This window comes from Plantactinospora siamensis, from assembly GCF_042434095.1.
GTDB lineage: Bacteria > Actinomycetota > Actinomycetes > Mycobacteriales > Micromonosporaceae > KBS50.
Map to the genome: position 1 here is coordinate 624,357 of NZ_JBHLUE010000016.1, position 21,859 is coordinate 646,215.

Consider the following 21,859-nt stretch of genomic DNA (forward strand, 5'->3'; position numbering starts at 1 on the left):
CCCCGCCCCGCCCCCGCGATCTTGCAGTTTGGGCCGCCGACTCGCGGAGGAAAGTCCGGTTCGTCGCGGCCGAAAGTGCAAGATCGCGGGAACGGCGGAGTCAGCCGAGGACGATGTTCACCAGTCGGGGCGGCCGGACCACCACGGCCCGCACCGGCGTGGCGCCGACGGCGCGTGCCACCACGGGGTCGGCCAGCGCCTGCTCCCGCAGCTGGGCCTCATCGATGCCGGGTGGCACGCTCAGCCGGGCGCGTACCCGGCCGTCGACCTGGACCACGGCGGTGACGGCCGGCTCGGCCGCCAGCTCCGGATCGGCCGCCGGCCAGCCGGCCAGCGCCACCGTCGGGCGGTGACCCAGCCGTTCCCACATCTCCTCGGCGGTGTACGGGGCCACCAGGCTGAGCAGCACGGCCACGGTCTCGACCGCCTCCCGCACGGCCGGGTCGGCCGACCCCCGGCCGGCATCGGGCCCCCGGCCGGCGTCGGGCCCCCGGCCGGCGTCGGGCCCCCGGCCGGCGTCAGGCCCCGGGTCGGCCGGCCCCGGGCCGGCGTCGACGGCCCGCCGGGCGGCGTTGACCAGCTCCATCACCCGGGCCACCAGCACGTTGAACCGGCGCAGCTCCAACAGCCGGTCGGCCTCCCGGATGGTCCGGTGGGTGACCCGGCGCAGCTCGACGTCCCCGGCCGCGGGATCGGCGCCGGGCGCGCTGGTGACCTCCCCGGCCAGCCGCCAGGCCCGATGGAGGAACCGCAGCGACCCGCCGGGCGACAGGTCGGCCCAGTCCTTGTCCTCCTCCGGCGGCCCGGCGAACACCATGGTGAGCCGGACCGCGTCCACCCCGTACGCGCCGATCTGCTCGCCCAGGTCGATGCCGTTGCCGAGCGACTTGCTCATCCCCCGGCCGGAGTTGATCACCTCGCCCTGGCAGAGCAGCGCGCGGAACGGCTCGGCGAACGGCAGCTGGCCCAGGTCGTGCAGCACCTTGGTGACGAACCGCGCGTACAGCAGGTGCCCGGTGGCGTGGTCGCTGCCGCCCACGTACTGGTCGACCGGCCCCCACCGGTCGACCGCGGCCGGATCGAACGGCCGGCCGGCCTCGTGCGGGCTGGGATAGCGCAGGAAGTACCAGGACGAGTCGACGAACGTGTCCATGGTGTCGGTGTCCCGCCGGGCCGGCCCGCCGCAGCGTGGGCAGGTCACCGCCACCCAGTCGGCGGCGGCCAGCGGGGAGACGCCGGCCGGCTGGATCTCGTCGCCGCGCAGGTCGGGCAGCCGCACCGGCAGCTCGTCGAGCGGAACCGGCACCTCGCCGTCGCGCGGGCAGTGGACGATCGGGATGGGCGCGCCCCAGTAGCGCTGCCGGCTGATCAGCCAGTCCCGCAGCCGGTAGCTGACGGCCGCCCGGCCCGCGCCGGTCGACTCCAGCCAGCCGATCACGGCCGCGCCGGCCTCGGCCACGGCCAAGCCGTCGAGGTCGAGCCGGTCGTTCGCCGAGTTCACCGCCGGGCCCTCTCCCGGGTACGCCTCGCCGGCGAAGTCCGCGGGCGGCTGGACGGTGCGCACGATCGGCAGCCCGAACGCGGTGGCGAAGGCCCAGTCCCGCTGGTCCTGCCCGGGCACGCCCATCACCACCCCGGTGCCGTGGTCGGCCAGCACGTGGTCGGCTGCCCAGATCGGGATCCGCCGACCGGTGACCGGGTTGACCGCGTACACGCCCAGGAAGACACCGCTGCCCGGCCGGCTCTCGGCCTGCCGGTCCAGCTCGCTGAGCCGGCGTACCCCGAGCAGGTGGCGGTCGAGGTCCGCCCGCCGGTCCGGGCCGGCGGCCACGGCGCCGGCGGCGCCCGCGGCCCCGGCATTGTCGGCGCCGGCGGCCCGGGCGCCCGGCGACCCCAGCTCGGCCAGCTCGGCGGCCAGCGGCGAGTCGGGGGCGACCGCCAGGAACGTCGCGCCGAACACGGTGTCCGGGCGGGTGGTGAAGACGGTGACCGGCGCGGACCGGCCCGGCACCGCAAAGTCGATCTCGGCGCCGGCGGACCGGCCGATCCAGTTCCGCTGGATCGCCAGCACCCGGTCCGGCCAGCGCCCCGCCAGCCCGACCAGGTCGTCCAGCAGCCGCTGGGCGTACGCGGTGGTCCGGAAGTACCACTGGGTCAGCTCGCGCCGGGTGACCTCGGCGCCGCACCGCTCGCACCGGCCGCCCACCACCTGCTCGTTGGCCAGCACGGTCCGGTCGCCCGGGCACCAGTTGACCGGCGAGGAGCGCCGGTACGCGAGGCCATGCTCGTACAGGGTCAGGAACAGCCACTGCGTCCAGCGGTAGTACTCCGGGTCGTGCGTGTGCAGCCGGGTCGACCAGTCGAAGCTGACCGCGTACCGCCGAAACGACTCGGCCTGGGTGGCGATGTTGGCCTCGGTCCACGCGGCCGGGTTCTCGCCGCGCCGGATGGCCGCGTTCTCGGCCGGCAGCCCGAACGAGTCCCAGCCCACCGGGTGCAGCACGTCGTAGCCGCGCTGGAACCACCAGCGGGCGATGACGTCGCCCAGCGCCCACGCCTCGGCATGCCCCATGTGCAGGTCGCCGGAGGGATAGGGGTACATGTCCACCAGGTAGCGCCGCTCGCGGCCGTCGTCCCGGCGCCGGAACGGGTCGAGCTCCGCCCAGACCTTCAGCCACTTCTCCTGTACGGCCCGGACGTCGTACGTCGGTGCCGGCTCGCCGCGGTGGTGGGACGTGGCCGGCGCGTGCTCGCGCATGATCGGGTCTCCTCGCGCTCTCGCTGCTGCCGATCGACGGGCCCGGGGTCGGGCGCGGCCACCACGGCGCGGTCGATCGGCGGGAGCGCGGCCCGGGCGGGTCCTGGGCACAAAAAAGCCCCTCGGGTACGAGGGGCGGCCGCGCTGTCGGTGGTCCCGGCGATCAGCGCGGCTCGGTAAGGCGGAGAAGCGTTCCCATGCCGTCAGGGTACGGCAACGTCCCCCGTGCCGGGCGTCCCTTTTCCGTCGGTTGCACATATAGCAATGTGAGCATACATTGGGCCACGGGTCCGGACGACGACGGAGGGTTGACGGGTGGGCGCGGGTCACGACCACGGGCAGTCGGTGCACGCCGCGGGCCAACACCGGGGACGGCTGTGGGCCGCCGTCGGCGTGCTCACCGTCCTCATGCTGGTCGAGGCCGGCGCGGCCTTCACCACCGGCTCGCTGGCGCTGCTCTCCGACGCGGGCCACATGTTCACCGACGTGCTCGGGATCGGGATGGCGCTCGCGGCGATCACCGCGGCGCGGCGGTCCGGCAGTGACCAGCAGCGGACGTTCGGCCTCTACCGGCTGGAGGTGCTGGCCGCCCTCGCGAACGCGGTGCTGCTGTCCGGCGTGGCCCTGTACGTGCTGGCCGAGGCGGTCCGCCGGTTCACCGACCCGTCCCCGGTGCTGACCGGTCCGATGCTGGTGGTGGCCGTGCTCGGCCTGGCTGCCAACGTGGTGGCCTTCGCGCTGCTGCGCTCCGGGGCGCAGGAGAGCATCAACATGCGCGGCGCGTACCTGGAGGTGCTCGGCGACCTGCTCGGCTCGCTGGGGGTCATCATGGCCGCCGGCCTGATCGCGCTGACCGGATGGTGGTGGACCGACCCGCTGGTGGCGGTGGGCATCGGCCTGTTCATCCTGCCCCGCACCTGGCGGCTGGGTCGGGCGGCGGTGCGGATCCTGGTGCAGGCCGCCCCCGAGCACCTCGAGGTGCCGGCGGTGCGGGCCCGGCTGTGCGCAGTGCCGGGGGTGGCCGACGTGCACGACCTGCACGTCTGGACCCTCACCTCCGGCATGGAGGTGGCCTCGGCCCACCTCACGGTCCGGCCCGGCGCCGAGCTCGGGGACGTGCTGGCCGCGGCGCGCTCGGCGCTGCACGAGGAGTTCCGGATCGATCACGCCACGCTGCAGGTGGAGCCCGAGGCCCGCCCCGACGGCTGCGGCCGGACCGACTGGTGATTAGGAGATCCTTAATTTTCACCCGACCGGTCCGGCTTTTCGGACATTCCGCCCGACGCACCGGGCGGCCACCGGGACCGCTCCCGCGCCCGCCCGTAAACTCGGCCCCGGCCTCTCGCCGGTAGGCGCCCACCGGCGCCTGCGAGAAGCCGCCGCCTAATCGCGCTACGCGAGCCGGGGAACCACGTACCAGGGGTGCATCCGCGTCATGCGGTAGGGATCTTCCGTCCCGAACCCGTCAGCTAACCCGGTCGGCGGCTGACGGAAGGACGCTTCATGGCACCTGCTCGACGCACCGCCGCCGTCATCGCGGCGCTTCTCGGGGCGGCGCTGTCGTGCGCCGTGCCCGCCCTCCCCGCCTCGGCGGGACCGGTCACCGCGCTGGCGGCCGCGCCGAACGGCACCGACGACGAGGGCGGCAGCGACACCCTCCGACAGCAGCTCGACGCCGCCTCGCGCGGCTACCTGGACGCCAAGGCCAAGCTCGACAACTCGACCAAGCGGCAGAAGGAGCTGGCCAGCCACCTGGACAGCCTCGACGGCGAGGCGCGGATGCGCAGCCAGACCGTCGGGAACCTGGCCGGCGCCGCGTACCGCACCGGCCGGATCGGCCCGGTCACCGCGCTGCTCAACTCCGACTCACCGGACGGCTTCCTGGACACCGCGGCCCGACTGCAGGTCGTGGCCAGCAACGAGGACAGGCAGCTGCGCGCGCTGCTCGACACCCGCGACCAGGAGAGCCGGGCCAAGCAGGCGGTGGAGAAGGAGATCGCCGAGCAGCGCACCCAGCTCGCCGTGATGGGCAAGCGCAAGCAGCAGGCCGAGCAGGCCCTCGCGGTCGCCGCACGCGGCCGGAGCACCGCCGGGTCCGGCGACACCGGCGACACGGGCAGCCCGGGCGGCACCTCGACGGCGGTCGCGAAGGCCGCGCCGCGCAACTCCGACGGCTCCTGGCCGGCCGAGTCGTGCAGCGTCAACGACCCGACCACCACGGGCTGCATCACCCCGCGCACCCTGCACGCGATGAACGAGGCCAGGGCCGCGGGCTTCACGCACTTCGTCTCCTGCCACCGCAACGGCGGGTCCGGTGAGCACCCCAAGGGGCGGGCCTGCGACTTCGCCGCGGCAAAGGGCGGCTTCGAGGGCGTGGCCAGCGGCGCCGACAAGACGTACGGCAACAACCTCGCGGCGTACTTCATCAAGAACTCCGACCGGCTGGCCGTGCTCTACGTGATCTGGTTCAAGCGGATCTGGCTGCCCAGCAGCGGCTGGAAGGCGTACAGCGGCGGCAACGGCGACCCGTCCAGCGATCACACGAACCACGTACACCTGTCGGTCTACTGACCGCACGTTCCCGGCGGCGGGGCCCGGTCGGCCACGCCGGAGACTTCCGGGCCGTGGAGTTCTGTACCGGCTACGGCCGGTACAGAACTCCACGATCTCGCGCCACGGGTTCGGCGGGCGGACCGGCGGCGTCGGGGCGCACGGGCGCGGCGGCGCGGACGTTCCGGCGGCCCCGGCGGGTCCGCCCCCAGGGCTTGAAGCTCGACACGGCCGTCATGAAGATCAGCAGGCTGGACGACACCGACGGCGGGACCACCAGATCGATCCGGCTCCGCATCGGCGCCGCCCCGCCCAGCTCGCCGAGCCCGCGCACGGCGGGCAGCAGCACGAACAGCACCAGCCCGAGCATGGCGCTGGTGATCAGCAGCTTCACCACGACCCAGCGGTGGCGCACCAGTCCCCACGGGGTGAGCAGCGCGTTCAGCACGCCGATCAACCAGACCGCGCCGGAGAGCGGGGCGAACAGCAGCGTGGCCAGCAGCGCGGCGGCCGGATAGACGACGTCCCGGTCCGCGCCGGCCAGACCGGCGATGCCCAGGGTGAGCAGGGCGAGATCGACGCCCAGCCAACCCACCGAGGTGGCCACGTGCGCGGTCAGCAGGGTCTTACGGATGCGCGGCGGAACCCTCATGCGACCGATGCTGCCGCCTCGACCGGCGCGAGGTCGTGGTCCCGCGGGCGACCGTCAGAGTACGTCGGGGGGCGTAGCCGCGTCGGGGACGTAGCCGCGTCGGGGACGTAGCCGCGTCGGGGGGCGTAGCCACGTCGAGGGCGTAGCCGGCGGGGCCGATGCCCCGGGAGACGTCGGCCGCTCAGCCGTTGTGCACGGGCGCCTCGGGCACCCCGGCGAAATAGGGCTCGGGCGCGCCGAACAGCCCCAGCAGCCCGGTCACCCAGAGTTGCCGGTGGACGAACCGGCTCGGCTGGGTCACGACCAGCCGGACGCCGCTCACCTCGCCCATCTGGAAGCCGCTCACCATCGCGCTGATGCCGACCGAGTCGATGAAGCCGACCCGACACATGTTGAGCTCGATCCGGGAGGGTCGGCCCTTGGCCAGCACGCCTGCGATCGCCTCGCGCACCTCGTATGCCGTGTCGACGTCGATCTCTCCCTCGGGCGAGATTTCCACGATGCCACCGGGCAGGATCGACGTGCTGATCGACAGGCTCACGCGAGCACCTCCACTCGCCCGTACCGGGCGCTTCTAAGTACGCGGGCCGCGACCGAGCGTATTCCTCGGCAACGCAGGTCGCCACCCCTCCGGGGAAGCAATCTAGGCCGCGACCGCGAATCACCCGTACATTTCCGGGCAACTCGCCCAATCTTCCCCGACACCGGCGGACCCCACGCCGCCGGCCACGGGCTCCCACCCTAACCGCCCACGGCCACGATGCCAGCCGAAAATGCCGACGCCAGCCGACGCCGCCGCCGTGGGCCGACCGGATGATCAGGGCCGATGATCGGGCCGGGTGGCGCTCGCCACCGTCGGCTTCCGCGCGCGCCGGTCGGGCGGCGAGGCCCCGCATGTCCGGATCGTGCTGGTATTCTCGCTCTTCGAGCCCACCGCTCCGGCGGTGATCGCGAGTTTGCCACCCAGCGTGCGCGGGCACCTCGGATGCAGCACCCGCAAACCGCGCCGAACAGAACGCCTCTGTCCGAAGTGGCCAGCGACGTTCGGCAGCCGAGGAGGAACCACCGATGTTCGGAACCAACCTGCTGGACCGCCGGAGCAGGACCGAGCGGATCGCCGACCAGGCGTGGGACCATCTGGTCGCCGCGGTCAACTCGGCGGGCGAGACCGTCCGGGACACCGCGCTGGACACCGCGAAGACGGCCAGGTCGGCCACGGCCGGACTCACCGACGACGCGCGCGACCGCGTCGGCACCGTTGCCGACGAGGCCTGGCAGCGAGCCAGCCTCGCCTTCGACGCGCTCGCCGGCCGGCGCCCCGGGCTCCCCTGGGGCTACCTCATCGGCGCCGGTCTCATCGGCGCGGCCATCGGCTGGGCCGCGGGGACCGCGGCCCGGACGGCGATGGCCCGCGACAACGCCGCCCTCGGCTCGAGCGACCAGGTCGAGTTCGTGGACGTCGACCGTCCCGGCTCGGCGGCCGCCAACTGACTGACGGCTGTCCTCCGGGCCGGGTCGCCGCCGCGGCGCGGCCTCCGGCCCGGATCAGCCCGCTCGACCCGTCCCGACCGAGCCCGGCGGCTCACTCGGCGCGCCGCTCGACCGGTCGCTGCCGCTCGGCGTCGCCCGGCCGGCCGGGCGGGCGCCGGAACCTCGCGTCGCGCGTTCGGCCGGCCGGGCGCTGGAACTTCGCGTCGCGCGGTCGGCCGGGCGGGCGCTGCCGCTCGCCGGCGTGCTTCCGGTGGGCCCGGCGCCGCCGGTCGGCGAGGGCGAAGCGCTGCCCTCGGTGACCCCGCTGGACGCCGGTCCGGGCGACGAGCTCTGCGGCCCGGCGGACGAGGCCGGCGAGGAGGCGACCGGATCCGACGACCGGGTCGGCGCGGTCGTCGGGACGCCGGTGGGTGGCGCCGGCGGCGCCGTCCGGTGGCCGCCCGGACCGGCGCCCGAAGTGGTTCCGCGGCTGCCGCCCCCACCCGACGCGCCCACCCCGCCGGTGGCCGCCCGCGACCGCGTGACCGGCGCACCGCGGCGCGGACCGGCGCTGCCCGGTCCGGCGCTGGGCGACTGCGCGGCGTCGGTGCTCTCCGCCGGGACGATGTCCTGATCGGGCTGGGTGACGGCCGCGTCGGGCGAGCTGGTCGGCGGGTCCGGTGGGCCGGCGAGCAGGCTGCCCACCCAGAGCGCCGGCCCGAGGCCGGCCGCCACGATCGCGACGAACAGCCCCGCGGCCTGCCGGTCCATCGCCACCTCCGGACTGCCGGCGACGACGTCCGCCACCCCGCCGCATGCTGTCGCGCTCCGCTCACCGAACGCAACCATTCTCCATGCCATCCTGCCGAGCGGCCTCCGGCTGCCGCAGATCCGACCGCCGGAACAGGCTGTCCGGTGCGGCACCCATCGGTAAAACGGACGGGTCGGCACGTACCCTCGGGCGCGACTCACCCCGCCCGGGTGAGGGCGGTTCACCGTGCCCGGCGCGACGATCGGAGGGCGCGGGGTGGCCCCGGCCGCGCCCGCGCGGACCGCGCCGGGTTCGCGCCCGCCGCGCCCGAGTCGGAGGGAGCCGACCGATGGTCAGCACGATGGCCCGCACCGACGAGGCCATTCAGCGGAACGTCCTGGCCGAGCTGGAGTGGGAGCCCCGGCTGCGGCCCAACCGGATCGGCGTGACCGTCTCCGACGGTGTCGTGGCCCTGACCGGCCGGGTCGAGAACTACGCCCGGAAATGGGCCGCAGAGCGCGCGGCGCACCGGTTGTCCGGGGTACGGGCCGTGGCCAACGACATCGAGGTACGGCCGCCGGACTCCCCCGGCCGCACCGACGCGGAGCTGGCCGGTTCGGCCCGCCGGGCGCTGGAGTGGGACGCCTTCGTCCCGGCCGACGACCTGACGGTGACCGTCTCCAACGGCTGGGTGGTGCTGCGCGGCGAGGTCGAGTGGGAGTACCAGCGACGGGCGGCCGAGCGGTCCGTCCGGCGGCTGACCGACGTACGCGGCCTCACCACCGGCATCCGGGTCCAGCCCCGGGTCCGGCCGTCCGCCGGACAGCTGCGGCACCGGTTGCTGACCGCCCTGCTGCGGACGGTCTCGGCGGACGCCGACCAGATCGGCATCGAGGTCACCGAGGGCGTGGTACGGCTGCACGGCAGCGTGCGGTCCCGGCTGGAACGCGAGGAAGCCGAGCGGGTGGCCTGGTCCGGCCCCGGCGTCACGGAGGTGCGCAACGAGCTGATCGTCCGCTGGTGAGTTCCATCCGGGCCGGACGGACGGGTCCGGGCCCGGACCGGTACGAGCATCCCAACCATCGACGTGCACCGCGGAGGTACCGCCATGAGTAGCACTCCGCTCCAGGTCACGATGGGCCGGCTGAAGGTGCCGGCAACCGCCGACGACCACAGCCGCGGCCCGGTCGACGCCCCGGTGACGATCGTCCAGTACGCGGACTTCCAGTGCCCGCACTCGGGCGCGGCGGTCCGCAACCTGCGCGATCTGCTGCGCCAGCGGGCCGACACGGTACGCCTGGTCTACCGGCACTTCCCGCTGGTCAACGTCCACCCGTACGCGGAGATGGCCGCCGAGACGGCGGAGGCCGCGGGCGGCCGGGACCGGTTCTGGGAGCTGCACGACTGGCTGTTCGACCACCAGGAGCAGCTGGACCCGGTGCACCTGTCGCTCGGCGTGCAGCAGGTGGGTGTCGACGTGGACACCGTCTCGGCCGAGGTCAACGCGCACCGCTGGCTCGACCGGGTCCGCGCCGGCTTCGTGGGCGGCATCCGCACCGGGGTGAACGGCACGCCGACGTTCTTCGTCAACGGCGCCCGGCACGAGGGCGGGTACGCGCTGGCCGACCTGCTGGCCGCCGTCGACGCGGCCGGCGGCGCCTGACCCGCCCGGCGTTAAGAAGGGGCCCCTGCTATACAAAAAGCGATAACAGGGGGCCCTTCCTTCGCTCAGATCAGGTGCAGCTCGCGGGCCCGGCGGACCGCCTCGCGGCGCCGGCGCGCGTCGAGCTTGCGGTAGATGTTCCGCACGTGCGTCTTGACCGTGTTGACCGAAAGCGACAACTCGCTGGCGATTTCCACATTGGACAGGATGCTCTGCAGGTACCGCAGCACGGTGAGCTCGCGGTCGGTCAGCGGCTCGCCCAGGGCCGCCGGCGCCGCCGGTTCCACGGCGGTCCCTGCGTCGCCCGCGGCCAGCAGCTCGTCCAGCATCGGCCAGTGCGCCGTACCGGAGTCGCGGTGCGCCGCGAGCAGGTCACGGACCGGCGGGTTGGATCGGGTGAAGACCAGCCGGTAGCCGTCCGGCTCGGCCAGGTCCAGCACCCGCTCCACGATCCGGCCGACCTGCCCGAGCTGCCCGGCCGGCCCGGGCCGGCCGTCGCCGGCGCCGGCCCGGGCGGCGAGCGCGGCCAGCAGCCCGGCCGCCAGCCGGACCGGGACGGGCCAACCGGCCGCGGCCGGACCCGTCCAGTCCGGCAACGTGCGCGCGGCGCCGCCCGGATCGCCCGCCAGCAGCCGGACCCGGGCCAGCGCCACCGCCAGCGCCGGCGCGACCGGTTCGCCCGCCGCCTCCACCGCGGGGACCAGCAGGGAGCGGGCCGTGTCCAGATCGCCGTTGGCCGCCCGCAGCTCCGCCTCGGCCGCCAGCAGCGCCGGCTCGGCCAGCCCGCTCGGCCGGCCGGCCAGGGCACGCCGGCCCGCCTGCACCGCCTGGAAGCCGCCCACCAGGTCGGCCCCGGCCGCCCGCAGCCGGGCCCGGGCCAGCTCGCCGAGCGCCGCCACCAGCGGCTCGGCCGCCGGATCGACCGCGCCGTCGGCCAGCCCGAGGTGGGCCGCGGCATCCGCCGGCCGGTCCTGCTCGGTGGCCACCATGGCCAACGCCAGGTACGCCGGCGCGCAGTCGGCCCCGGCCGACCGGTCGCCGCCACCGGACAGCGCGAGCGCGGCCCGGGCGCTCTCGCCGGCGCTCCGCAGGCTGCCCCGGACCGCCCGGACCAGCGCGAGCCAGCCGGTGGCCGCCAGCTCGACGCGGGCCAACCCGGCCCGGCCGGCCGCGCCGGCGGCCGCGGCCAGCTCGGCCTCCGCGGCCGCGAAGTCCCCGGCGCCGAGCCGGAGCGAGCCCAGGGCCGTGCCGGCCAGCGCCCGGGCGGCCGCGGCGGCGGCCGGATCGTCGGCCAGCTCGGCCGCGTCGAGCAGCAGCCGGGCCGCGCCGGCGAGCCGCTCGGCGTCGCCGCCGAGCCGCGCCGCGCCGAGGCGCAGGGCCGCGAGGATCACCGGTACGTCGAGGTCCCGCGGGCCGGCGCCGGACCGGCCCGCGATCAGGCCCAGGACGGCCTCCACCGCCACCGGGTCGCGGTCGCGCAGCCGATCCGCCGCGTACGCCAGGGCCAGCTCCGGGTCGGCGCCGAGGTCCGCGGGCGGGGTCGGGGCCGGCGCCCCCGGCTCGGTCCGGGGCGCCGCGGCCACCAGCTCCGGCCAGTGCTCCCGGAGGATCCGCCGGGCCAGGCCCGGGTCCTCCGCGGCCAGCGCGTGCCGCAACCCTTCCGCCGGCCGGTCGTGCCGGACCGCCCAGCCGGCCGCCCGGCAGTGCAGGTCCCGCACCTCGGCCTCGGGCAGCCGGGCCAGTTCGGACCGGAGCAGCCCGGCGAGCAGCCGGTGGCAGCGCCAGGTGGCCGGCCGGGTGCCCAGCGGAACCACGAAGCCGGTCCGCTCGGCCCGGACGAGCAGCCCGCCCGGGTCGATCGGACCGGCGCCGCCGGCCGCGTCGATCGGACCGGCGCCACCGGCCGGGCTGGTCGGACCGGCGCCACCGGCCGGGTCGGTCGGGCCGTTGGCCAGATCGGTCGGGCCGGCGCCACCGGCCGGGCCGGTCGGGCCGGCGCCACCGGCCGGCGCGGCGAGCGTGGCCAGCAGCTCGGCCGAGAGGCGGTCGGCGACCGCGGCGCGCCGCAGCCCCTCCCGGTCGGCCGCCGGCAGCGCGCCGAGCACCTCTGATCTCAGGTATCCGGCCACCCCCGGGTCGTCGCCGTCGAACTCGGCCGCGTACCGGTCGGGGTCGGCATGGTCCCGCAGCGCGAGCGCGGCCAGGCGCAGCCCGGCCGGCCAGCCCTCGGTGCGCTCGACCAGCTCCGCCACCCGGTCGGCCGGCAGCCGGACCCCGTGCGCGGCCAGCAGCTCCCCGGCCTCCGCCGCGGTGAACGCCAGCTCGGCCGCGCCCAGCTCGGTGAGTTCGCCGCTCAGCCGCCAGCGGTGCAGCCCGAGCGCCGGATCGGTGCGCGCGCCGAGCACCAGGCGCAGCCGGCCGCGGCAGTGCCGCAGCAGCAGGTCGAGGCCGTCCTGCAGGTCCGGGCCGGCGTGGTGGGCGTCGTCCAGCACGAGCACCACCGGCTCCGGGCGCCGGGCCACCGCCTCGGCGAGCCGGTCCGGCAGGTCGGCCCGGCCGGCCGTACCGTCCGGCGGTCCGTCGGCGAGCGCGGCCGCCAGGTACGCCCAGCACCGGTCCGGCGGGTCCGCCGGCTCGAGGGTCAGCCAGGCCGCCGGCCCGCCGCCGCCGGCCCGCCGCCAGGCGCTGAGCAGCACGGTCTTGCCCCAGCCGGCCGGCGCCCGGACCAGGGTCACCGGTCCGGCCGCGCCGGCGTCCAGCAGCCGGTGCAGCCGGCCCCGGTCGATCAGCGTCTCCGGCACCGGCGCCGGGTCGAGCCGGGCCGCGAGCAGGGGCGGCGAGGCGGTCTCGGTGCGCACGTCCTGGAACACCTGCGGGCACCTCCTGGCGGGGCGGGGACCGGTACGCCGACCGGCCGGCGGCCCGGATTACCCGGCCCGGGCCGGTTCACCCCTTGCGGACGAGCCCGGGGTGAGCCGCCGCCGGCGTCCGGCACCCGTGGCAGACTGCGGTGTGCCCGCTGACCGTTCGTACGACCTCGTCCTGTTTGGCGCCACGGGTTTCACGGGCGGGCTGACGGCCCGCTACCTGGCCCGGACGGCCCCACCGGGCCTGCGCTGGGCGATCGCCGGCCGGAACCGGGACAAACTCGCGGCCCTGCGCGCCGACCTGGCCGCCGACGACCCGGCGCTGGCCGAGCTGCCGCTGGTGCTCGCGGACAGCACCGATCCCGCCGCGCTGGCCCGGGTGGCCGCGGAGAGCCGGGTGGTGGCCAGCACCGTGGGCCCGTACCAGCGGTACGGCGAGCCGCTGGTGGCCGCGTGCGCCGCCGCCGGCACCGACTACCTGGACATCACCGGCGAGCCGGAGTTCGTCGACGACATGTACCTGCGGCATCACGCCACCGCCGAGGCCACCGGGGCCCGGCTCGTGCACGCCTGCGGCTTCGACTCCGTCCCACACGACCTGGGCGCGTACTACACGGTCCGCCAGCTGCCCCGGGACGTGCCCATCCGGCTGGCCGGTTACGTCCGGGTCGGCGGCCGGTTCTCCGCCGGGACTTACCATTCGGCGCTGCTGGCGATCTCCCGGCAGCGCCAGACGGCCGCCGTGGGGCGGGCCCGCCGCCGGGCCGAGCCGCGGCCGGCGGACCGCCGGGTACGCGCGGTGCCCGGCCGGCCGGGCCGGGTGGCCGAGGCGGGCTGGTGGGCGCTGCCGCTGCCGACCATCGACCCGCAGGTGATCCGCCGGTCCGCCGCGGCCCTGCCGGCGTACGGGCCGGACTTCACCTACTCGCACTACGCGGCGTTCCGGCGCCTGCACATGGCGGCCGCCACGGTGGCCGGGCTGGCCGGCGTGGCCGGCACGATGCGGGTCCCGCCGGCCCGGGACTGGCTGCTGGGCCGGATGGCCGCCGGCGCGGGGCCGTCGGCGGAGCGCCGGGCGAGGAGCTGGTTCACCGTCCGGTTCGTCGGCGCCGGCGGCGGCCGGCGGGTGGTCACCGAGGTGACCGGCGGGGATCCGGGGTACGACGAGACGGCCAAGATGCTGGGCGAGGCGGCGCTGTGCCTGGCCCTGGACGACCTGCCCCGGACCGCCGGGCAGGTCACCACCGCGGTGGCCATGGGCGACGCCCTGATCGGCCGGCTCGACCGGGCCGGGATCGGCTTCCGCACGCATCAGCCGGCCGGCTGACGCCGGCCGCGTGCGAGCCGGCCGGCTGACGCCGGCAACGTTCGAGCCGGCCGGCTGACGCCGGGCCGGCAGGCTTGACCCTCGACCTTGTCGAGGCCCCAGGATCCCTCGTCGTGGAGAGAACGATGCGCAGCATCGGCGAGCTGGCCCGGTCCAGCGGCCTGTCGGTCAGCGCCCTGCGGTTCTACGACGGCGCGGGCGTGCTGGTCCCGACGTTCGTGGACCCGGAGACCGGCTACCGCTGGTACGCCGACCACCAGGTCGGGCCGGCCCGGCTGCTGGCCGGGCTGCGCCGGGTCGGGATGCCGCTGGCCGAGATCCGGTTGGTGCTGGCCGGGCGGCGGGATCCGGACGCCGTCCGGACGCTGCTGGACGCGCACCTGCGCCGGCTGGAGGACGGGCTCGCCGACGCCCGCCGCGAACTCTCCCGCGTCCATGCCCTGCTGATCCGCGAGGAGACCCCGATGAGCACCCGATTCACCGTGCGCGCGAGCGCGCTGGCCGCCGCCCTGGACGCCGTACGCTTCGCGGTCGGCGCCGACCCGGAGCTGCCGGCCATGCACGGCGTCCTGCTGGAGGAGATCGACGGTGGCCTGCGGCTGGTGGCCACCGACCGCTACCGGCTGGCCGTAGCCGCGGCGCCGCTGGCCGACCGGTCCGGGCCGCCGCTGCGGCTCACCGCGCCGGCCGGGCTGATCGATCAGGTACGCGAGCTGCTGCCGGCCGCCGACGGCGAGGTGCTGGTGGAGGCCGGAGGGACGGACCTGGCGGTGTCCGTGGCCGGACGCCGGCTCACCGGTACGGCCGTCGAGGGCGACTTCCCGGACGTCACCCGCCTGCTCCGCGAGCTGCCGACCGGCCGGCCGTGGCTGACCATCGACGGGTCGGCGTTGCGGGACGCGGTCCGGTCCGGCCGGACGCTGGTCCGGGAGCACAACGGCGAGCAGCGGAACGTCGTGCTGCTGACCGCGGATCCGGCGGCCCCGATCGGATCGCCCGAGGCGGCCGCGACCGCGGCCGGCGACGGCCACGTGGCGGTGGACCGCGAGTTCCTGCTGGACGCGCTGGACGCGGGCGGCCCGGGCCAGCTGGTGCTGGAGCTGGACAGCCCGATCCGGCCGCTGGCCATCCGCGCCGACGGCGCCGCCGGCTACTCGATCCTGATGCCGGTACGCCTGGACTGACTGCCCTGACCGCCGGAGTGACGGCGCTCGCACCGGAAAAACTCAACATTCGTTGACCCTCCCTCCATCGGCGGTTACCGTTGTCAACAAGCGTTGGCAAATGTTGGAGGGAGTCAACCATGGACATCCACACCGAGGTCCTGATCGCCGGCGCCGGCCCCACCGGGTTGTTGCTGGCCGGCGACCTGGCGGCCGCCGGCGTCTCCTGCACGGTGCTGGAACGGCGGACGCACGAGTCGAACCTGACCCGGGCGTTCGCCGTGCACGCCCGCACCCTGGAGCTGTTCGACGCCCGCGGGCTGGCCGAGGAACTGCTCGGCACCGGCCAGCGGTTGCGCCGGCTCCGGCTGTTCGGTGACGCGCAGCTCGACCTGGGCCGGCTGCCCACCCGCTTCCCGTACCTGCTGGTCACCCCGCAGTACCACACCGAGGCCGCACTGACCCGGCGGGCCGCGGCGGCGGGCGCCCGGATCGAGAACGGCGCCGAGCTGACCGGCCTCGACCAGGACCCCGACGCAGTACGCGCCACCGTCCGCGGCCCGGCCGGCACGCGGACCCTGCGGGCCCGCTACCTGGTCGGCGCCGACGGCGTCCGCAGCGGCGTACGGACCGCGCTGGGGATCGACTTCCCCGGGCACGCCGCGGTGCAGTCGGTGATGCTGGCCGACGTCCGGCTGGCCGAGCAGCCGCCCGACGTGCTCATGGTGAACGCGGACGGCCGCGCCTTCGCCTTTCTCGCGCCGTTCGGCGACGGCTGGTACCGCGTGATCGCCTGGGACCGGGCCCGGCAGCTGCCGGACGACGCGCCCGTGGACCTGGCGGAGATCGCCACGCTCACCCGGGAGGCGCTGGGCACCGACTTCGGGATGCACGACGCGCGGTGGATGTCCCGGTTCCACAGCGACGAGCGGCAGGCCACGGCGTACCGGTCCGGCCGGGTGTTCCTGGCCGGGGACGCCGCGCACGTGCACTCGCCGGCCGGCGGCCAGGGCATGAACACCGGGCTGCAGGACGCGGCCAACCTCGGCTGGAAGCTCGCGGCCGTGCTGCGCGGCGCGGCGCCCGAGGCGCTGCTGGACACGTACCAGGCCGAGCGGCACCCGGTCGGCGCCGAGGTGCTGCGGACCAGCGGCGCGCTGCTGCGCGGCGCCCTGATCGGCGCCGGGCCGCGGCTCGTGGCGCGGAACCTGGTCGCCCGGATCGCCACCGGCATCCCGGCGGTGAACGACCGGCTCGCGCTGCGGCTGTCCGGCATCGGGACCCGCTACCCGGCGCCGGCCGGCGCCCACCCGGAGGTCGGGACCCGGGTGCCCGACCTGCCGCTGCGGGCCGCGGCCGGCGGCCCCGACCGGCTGTACGCGGCGCTGCGCTCCGGCCGGTTCGTGCTGGTCGCCCCGGACGGCCCCGCCCCGATCGAGCCGCCGGCCGGCTGGGCCGGTTCGCTCACCACCGCCGTACGCGCCGACGGGCGGCCCGGCAGCCTGCTCGTGCGGCCGGACGGCCACCTGAGCTGGGTGGCGACCGACGCCGGGACGCCGCCGCCGGTCAGCCTCGCCGCGACCCTGCCGGCGCCGGACCGGACGGCCGGCGCGGTGCCGGCGGCGTGACCCCCGGGCGGGCCGGGGCGCCCTAATCCAGCGGGTCGCAGAGGTAGCGCTGCAGGGTCGGGCCGACCCACCGGGCGAGCTCGGCGGGCGCCATCGCGACCACCGGCGGCAGCCGGAGCAGGTACCGGCAGAGCGCGAGGCCGAGCACCTGGGTGGCCACCAGCCCGGCCCGCCGGGGCGCCTCGGCGGGCGGCGCCAGGCCGGCGATCATCCCGACCAGCTGGTCGGCGAAGACCTGCTGGACCCGTTCGGCCGCCGCCGCGTTGATGGCGGCCGACCGGAGCAGCAGCGCCAGCGCGTCGTCATGCAGCTCGCCCTCCCAGCGCCGCACGAAGTGCTCGGCCAGCGCCCGGCCGCGGTCGGCCGGCGGCACCGCGGCCAGATCCGGCAGCGCCAGGTCGACGGCGAGCGCCGCCGCGAACAACCCGTCCTTGCTGCCGAAGTAGCGGATCACCATCGACGGGTCGATGCCGGCCTCCCCGGCGATCGCCCGCACGCTGGCCTTGTCGTACCCGACCGCGGTGAACTGCCGGCGTGCGGCGCCCAGGATGGCCAGCCGGGTCCGGTCCGACTTGCGCAGCGGCGGCCGGTCGCCCCGCGGGCCGGCGGGATCGTCGCCGCGGCTCACCCGCGGCCTCCCGGCGGCCCCCTCGGCGGTCACGCCGGCGATGCTACCGCGACGCCACACAGCCGGGCGATCGCCCGCGCTGCCCGCCGGGCACTACCCTCGGTCCGTGACCTACCTCGCCGCGCCCGGACGCTATGACTCGATGACCTACCGCCGGGCCGGCCGCAGCGGCCTGTCGCTGCCGGCCATCTCGCTCGGCCTCTGGCACAACTTCGGCCACGGCCGCTCGCTGGACCAGCAGCGGGAGATCCTGCTGCGGGCCTTCGACCTCGGGGTGACGCACTTCGACCTGGCCAACAACTACGGTCCGCCGCCCGGCAGCGCGGAGGAACGGTTCGGCCGGGTGCTGGCCACCGACCTCGGCCGGTACCGCGACGAGCTGATCATCTCCACCAAGGCCGGCTACCGGATGTGGCCCGGCCCGTACGGCGAATGGGGTTCCCGGAAATACCTGCTGGCTTCCCTCGACGCCTCGCTGCGCCGGATGGGCCTGGACTACGTTGACGTCTTCTACCATCACCGGCCGGACGAGGACACGCCGTTGGAGGAGACGATGACCGCGCTGGACACCGCGGTCCGGTCGGGCCGGGCGCTGTACGTCGGGATCTCGAACTACTCGGCCGAGCAGACCGCCCGGGCCGCGGCCATCCTGCGCGACCTCGGCACGCCGCTGCTGCTCCACCAGCCGTCGTACTCGATGCTGAACCGGTGGATCGAGCGGGACCGGCTGCTCGACACGCTGGCCGACGCGGGCGCCGGCTGCGTGGCGTTCAGCCCGCTGGCCCAGGGCGTCCTCACCGACCGCTACCTGAACGGCATCCCCGCCGACTCCCGGGTACGCACCAGCGACTTCCTCTCCGAACGCGACCTGAGTCCGAAGACCATGGCCGTGGTCCGGGACCTCAACGAGCTGGCCGCCGGCCGGGGGCAGTCGCTGGCCCAGCTGGCCCTGGTGTGGGCGCTGCGGGACCCGCGGATGACCAGCCTGATCATCGGGGCCAGCAGCGTGGACCAGCTGACCGCGAACGTGGACGCGCTGGCCAACGCCAAGCTCGGCTCGGACGAGCTCGCCGAGCTGGACCGCATCCTCGCCGGCGCCTGACCGCCGGCCGGCGATGCGCGGCCGGTGCGATGACAGTCCATTCATCTGCTGGCTCGGCGGCGGCCACCGTGTCCACAATCGAGGCATGGTCCGACTGCCCAGCACCGCGAACCGCCGCACGTGCCCGCGGGTCCGGACGGTCGCCGCCGCCGTCGCGGCCGCCGCCACCACGCTGGCGGGCCTGCCCGGCGTGGCCGCCGCGCACCCCGGCTCGCAGCCAATACCGGACGCCGCCTATTACCGGGCCGACCTGGCCGAGGTCGTGCCGGCCCCGGCCGGCGTGCGGGTCCGGGTCGACCCGGCCGGCGAGTGGATCGAGCTGACCGACGGCGGGCCGGCCGAGGTGATCGTGTTCGGTTACGCGCGCGAGCCGTACCTGCGGATCACGTCCACCACCGTGCAGGAGAACCAGCTCTCCCAGACCACGTACCTCAACCGCAGCCTCTTCGCCGACTCGGTGCCGACGGCGCCGGCGTCCGGCAACCTGGCGCCGGTGTGGCGGACCATCGGCTCGGCCGGGTCGGTGCGCTGGCACGACCACCGGATCCACTGGATGGGCCAGGCCCGGCCGCCGGCCGTGGACGCCGACCCGCGACACCCGCACCCGGTGGGCGACTGGACCGTGCACGCCACCGCGGCCGGCCGGCCGTTCGAGATCCACGGCAGCCTCCGCTGGCTGGGCAAGCCCGATGCGGCCAACGCCCAGCCGGTGCCCGGCTGGCTGCTCTGGATCGTCGAGTCGATGGCGTTGGTCATCCTGGTCCTGCTCGGCCTGGTCGTCCGGCAGCACCGCCGGGGCCGGCGGAGGAATATCCCCACGCCGACCGGGTAGCGCGCGGGGTCCGGCCGGCGGACCGGTCGGGACCGGTTCGCGGGCCCGGCCGGCCGGCGGCCGCCCGCCGGCGCAGCCAGCCGGCCGCCACGCCGGCGCCGACGAGCGCCGCCAGCACCGCCAGGAGGTCGACGCCGGGTCGCAGCGGGGCCGCCGAGACCCGGACCGGCGCGGCCGCCGACGGCGCGGCCGGCACGATCCAGGAGTGCGGATCGGTGACCGGCGGCAGGCCCTCGCGCAACACGGTGACGGCCACCCGCCAGGCGCCGGCCGCCCGGATGTCGTCCACCGGTACGGTCCAGCCGTCCGCGGTCCGGGTGACCGGGTGCAACCGGGTCGTGCCGTCCGGGGCGGTGAGCTGCACCGACACCCCGGTGACCCGGGCCGGCGCCGGTCGCCGGGTGTCGTTCACCGTGATGGTCACGACGTTCCGGCCGGGCAGGTTGGGCCGGATCGCCACGGTGTCCACCAGGTCGGCCGCCTGCCCGCTGACCTCCGGCACGGTGCGGCTCGGACCGGCCACGGCATACCGGGGACCGCGGGCCGGCCCCGCCGCCGCCAGCGCGCCGGCCAGCACGAGCACGCCGGCCAGCACGGCCGCCTCGGCCGCGAGCCCTCGCCGGGGCAGCGCGGCGTCCCCGGGCCCGGTCACCCGCAGCCGGCGGGCGGTGCGGAGGCCGAGCAGCCCGGCCACCCCCACGGCCGCCACCTTGGCCACCAGCAGCAGCCCGTACGGCGATGTCAGCAGGGCGTCCACGGTGGACACCTCGGCGCCGGTCAGCAGCAGCCCGGTGATCGTGAGCACCGTCAGGCACGTCACCGCCAGCACGGCGAAGGCGTGCAGGACGGCGCGGACCGGGATGTCCTGCCGGCGCCCGGTCCCGGACAGCGGCAGCAGCGCCGCCGCGGCGACCAGCACCGCCCCGGCCCAGCCGCCCGCGGCCAGCACGTGCGCGGTCCCGGCCAGCAGCGTCAGGGTCCGACCGCCGCCCTGGTGGCCGAGCAGCGCCGTGCCGGTGGCGGCCGCCAGCGCGCCGGCCGCGCCGAGCCCGGCCACCGCCGCCCGGGCGCCGGTCCCGGCCGGTACGCCGCGCCGCCGCACCCCGAGCACGACCGCGAGCAGCACGGCCAGGCCCAGTTCGCGCAGCAGCCAGCGACCCGCGGTGAGCTGCTCCAGCAGCACCGACCGGCGGACCGGATCGCCGCCGCCCACCTGGACGACGAGCTGGATCGGGGTGGCCACCAGCGCGGCCGCCCCGCCGTACGCCGCCGTGCCGAGCAACCGCCGGCGCAACCCGGCGCCGCCGGCAGCCCCGCCACCGGCAACAGCGCCACCGGCAACAGCGCCACCGACAGCCGCGTCGGCGGCGTCCGCGGCGGCGGCCGCGCGGCCGGTCCGCCGACGGCCCGTGATCAGCGTGATCAGGGCCAGGCCGGCGCCACCGAGCAGGACGGCCAGCCCGACCAGCCCCACCGCCCGGGCCGCGGTCTCCCGCGGGCCGGGGCCGGCCGGGCCGGCGGGCCCGGCGGCCGGTCCCACCGCGCGGCCCACCCCGAAGACCAGCGTCCCCGAGGTGGTGTGCAGATCGTCCGAGGACAGGGTGCGCCAGCCGACGTGGTAGACGTTCGGCGGCAGCGCGGGCAGCCCGGCCACCAGGATCACCGGTGACTCCGTGCCCGCCTCCGCCGTTCCGGGCGCGCCGGCCTCGCCGGCCGGGCGGACCGCCAGCGAGGTGACGGCCCAGTGCCGCCCGTCGCCGTCGACCAGGTCCACCCGGGCCGCCGACGCCTCCACCCGCTCGGTGAAGGTGAGCGTGAGCACCTCCGGAGCCCGGTCCAGCACCGCGCCGTCCGCCGGCGCGCTGGCCGCGAGGTACGCGTGCGCCGAGGCGGGCGCGGCGGCGGCCAGCGGCGCCAGGGCGCCCAGGAACAGCGCGAACGCCGTACGGGCCAGCCGGGACACGCTCACCGGACCGGGACGTGGGCCAGATGGCGGGGGCCCGCCACGATTTCGATCTTGTCGCCCCGCTTCACCGCGCTGTCGTTGTTGAGATAGAGCAGGTAGTAGCTCTGCCCGGGTCGCAGCTCGTGGCCCTGCTTCATCAGCGCCGTACGCCAGGCCAGCTTGCCGGAACGTTCGTTGCGCAGCCGCGGCGGATGCTTGGTGTCGTTCTGGAACGCCGACGCCTTCTGGGTGTCGAGCACCGTGTACCGAAGCTCGACCAGGCCGCCGTCGCCCACCACGGCCGCCTGGGTGAACCGGATGCCGAGCGATGCCTCCAGCTGGCCGTCGTGCGGGATGTCGTACCGCTGCCGCGCGTCGGCGTACCCGCTGAACCGGACGACCGCGACGGCCGCGAGGGTCAGCACGAGCAGCAGGATCAGCGCCTGGCCGAGGCGGCGGCGCGGGAACCGGACGGGAATGGCGATCATCGTTGCTCCTGGAGTGGAGGGTGGGGACGCGGGCG

Annotated in this window: 18 protein-coding genes and 1 riboswitch; of the genes, 11 read left to right on the forward strand and 7 right to left on the reverse strand. The window is 76.3% G+C overall.

All coding sequences use genetic code 11. From position 1 onward, the window contains the following. Positions 1-100 precede the first annotated feature (100 nt). Positions 101-2,758, reverse strand: a complete 2,658-nt coding sequence (locus ACFFHU_RS20240) for a leucine--tRNA ligase (RefSeq protein ID WP_377341096.1) — start codon at positions 2,756-2,758, stop codon at positions 101-103. A gap of 315 nt (positions 2,759-3,073) precedes the next feature. Here ACFFHU_RS20240 and ACFFHU_RS20245 point away from each other — a divergent pair, with 315 nt between their 5' ends. Beyond that, a complete protein-coding gene (locus tag ACFFHU_RS20245) occupies positions 3,074-3,985 on the forward strand; it encodes a cation diffusion facilitator family transporter (protein ID WP_377341098.1) in 912 nt (303 codons plus the stop codon). A 143-nt stretch (positions 3,986-4,128) separates the two neighbouring features. After that, positions 4,129-4,258: riboswitch (cyclic di-AMP (ydaO/yuaA leader) on the forward strand. A gap of 3 nt (positions 4,259-4,261) precedes the next feature. After that, positions 4,262-5,329, forward strand: coding sequence for a coiled-coil domain-containing protein (locus ACFFHU_RS20250; RefSeq protein WP_377341099.1), 1,068 nt, complete (start codon positions 4,262-4,264; stop codon positions 5,327-5,329). Positions 5,330-5,399: 70 nt separating this feature from the next. On the opposite strand, the gene ACFFHU_RS20255 is transcribed toward ACFFHU_RS20250, so the two are convergent. Next, positions 5,400-5,960: a hypothetical protein gene (locus tag ACFFHU_RS20255; RefSeq protein ID WP_377341101.1), complete on the reverse strand. Its 561-nt coding sequence runs from the start codon at positions 5,958-5,960 to the stop codon at positions 5,400-5,402. Positions 5,961-6,141: 181 nt separating this feature from the next. After that, complete coding sequence (locus tag ACFFHU_RS20260; protein WP_377341103.1) at positions 6,142-6,501, reverse strand: STAS domain-containing protein; 360 nt, start codon at positions 6,499-6,501, stop codon at positions 6,142-6,144. A 527-nt stretch (positions 6,502-7,028) separates the two neighbouring features. Here ACFFHU_RS20260 and ACFFHU_RS20265 point away from each other — a divergent pair. From ACFFHU_RS20265 to ACFFHU_RS20280, 4 genes are all read left to right on the forward strand, one after another. After that, positions 7,029-7,451 carry a hypothetical protein gene (locus ACFFHU_RS20265; RefSeq protein ID WP_377341104.1) on the forward strand — a complete coding sequence of 141 codons (423 nt, stop codon included), beginning with the start codon at positions 7,029-7,031 and terminating at the stop codon, positions 7,449-7,451. A 241-nt stretch (positions 7,452-7,692) separates the two neighbouring features. After that, positions 7,693-8,064, forward strand: coding sequence for a hypothetical protein (locus ACFFHU_RS20270; RefSeq protein ID WP_377341106.1), 372 nt, complete (start codon positions 7,693-7,695; stop codon positions 8,062-8,064). A gap of 466 nt (positions 8,065-8,530) precedes the next feature. Then, positions 8,531-9,205, forward strand: a complete 675-nt coding sequence (locus ACFFHU_RS20275; protein WP_377341107.1) for a BON domain-containing protein — start codon at positions 8,531-8,533, stop codon at positions 9,203-9,205. A gap of 84 nt (positions 9,206-9,289) precedes the next feature. Continuing rightward, positions 9,290-9,844 (forward strand): DsbA family protein, encoded by a 555-nt coding sequence (locus ACFFHU_RS20280; protein ID WP_377341109.1) that lies wholly within the window; start codon positions 9,290-9,292, stop codon positions 9,842-9,844. 65 nt (positions 9,845-9,909) lie between these two features. On the opposite strand, the gene ACFFHU_RS20285 is transcribed toward ACFFHU_RS20280, so the two are convergent. Further along, the gene (locus tag ACFFHU_RS20285) at positions 9,910-12,714 is read right to left on the reverse strand and encodes a helix-turn-helix transcriptional regulator (RefSeq protein WP_377341110.1); all 2,805 of its coding nucleotides are present in this window, start codon (positions 12,712-12,714) and stop codon (positions 9,910-9,912) included. Between the two features lie 142 nt (positions 12,715-12,856). Here ACFFHU_RS20285 and ACFFHU_RS20290 point away from each other — a divergent pair, with 142 nt between their 5' ends. The 3 genes from ACFFHU_RS20290 to ACFFHU_RS20300 all read left to right on the forward strand — a co-directional run bounded on the left by ACFFHU_RS20290 (position 12,857) and on the right by ACFFHU_RS20300 (position 16,829). Next, a complete protein-coding gene (locus ACFFHU_RS20290; RefSeq protein ID WP_377341112.1) occupies positions 12,857-14,038 on the forward strand; it encodes a saccharopine dehydrogenase family protein in 1,182 nt (393 codons plus the stop codon). Positions 14,039-14,163: 125 nt separating this feature from the next. Continuing rightward, a complete protein-coding gene (locus ACFFHU_RS20295) occupies positions 14,164-15,222 on the forward strand; it encodes a DNA polymerase III subunit beta family protein (RefSeq protein WP_377341248.1) in 1,059 nt (352 codons plus the stop codon). Between the two features lie 119 nt (positions 15,223-15,341). Next, positions 15,342-16,829: an FAD-dependent monooxygenase gene (locus ACFFHU_RS20300; protein ID WP_377341113.1), complete on the forward strand. Its 1,488-nt coding sequence runs from the start codon at positions 15,342-15,344 to the stop codon at positions 16,827-16,829. A 22-nt stretch (positions 16,830-16,851) separates the two neighbouring features. On the opposite strand, the gene ACFFHU_RS20305 is transcribed toward ACFFHU_RS20300, so the two are convergent. Continuing rightward, positions 16,852-17,490 (reverse strand): TetR/AcrR family transcriptional regulator, encoded by a 639-nt coding sequence (locus tag ACFFHU_RS20305; protein ID WP_377341115.1) that lies wholly within the window; start codon positions 17,488-17,490, stop codon positions 16,852-16,854. 73 nt (positions 17,491-17,563) lie between these two features. On the opposite strand from ACFFHU_RS20305, the gene mgrA reads away from it, so the two are divergent. Both mgrA and ACFFHU_RS20315 read left to right on the forward strand, forming a co-directional pair. Next, positions 17,564-18,559 carry an L-glyceraldehyde 3-phosphate reductase gene (mgrA, locus tag ACFFHU_RS20310; RefSeq protein ID WP_377341117.1) on the forward strand — a complete coding sequence of 332 codons (996 nt, stop codon included), beginning with the start codon at positions 17,564-17,566 and terminating at the stop codon, positions 18,557-18,559. A gap of 85 nt (positions 18,560-18,644) precedes the next feature. Then, a complete protein-coding gene (locus ACFFHU_RS20315; protein ID WP_377341118.1) occupies positions 18,645-19,391 on the forward strand; it encodes a hypothetical protein in 747 nt (248 codons plus the stop codon). On the opposite strand, the gene ACFFHU_RS20320 is transcribed toward ACFFHU_RS20315, so the two are convergent. Then, the gene (locus ACFFHU_RS20320) at positions 19,312-21,360 is read right to left on the reverse strand and encodes a copper resistance CopC family protein (RefSeq protein ID WP_377341120.1); all 2,049 of its coding nucleotides are present in this window, start codon (positions 21,358-21,360) and stop codon (positions 19,312-19,314) included. The two genes, ACFFHU_RS20315 and ACFFHU_RS20320, sit on opposite strands and share 80 nt — an antisense overlap. Continuing rightward, the gene (locus ACFFHU_RS20325; protein WP_377341122.1) at positions 21,357-21,824 is read right to left on the reverse strand and encodes a hypothetical protein; all 468 of its coding nucleotides are present in this window, start codon (positions 21,822-21,824) and stop codon (positions 21,357-21,359) included. Before ACFFHU_RS20325 ends, ACFFHU_RS20320 begins: the two co-directional genes overlap by 4 nt. Positions 21,825-21,859: the final 35 nt, after the last annotated feature.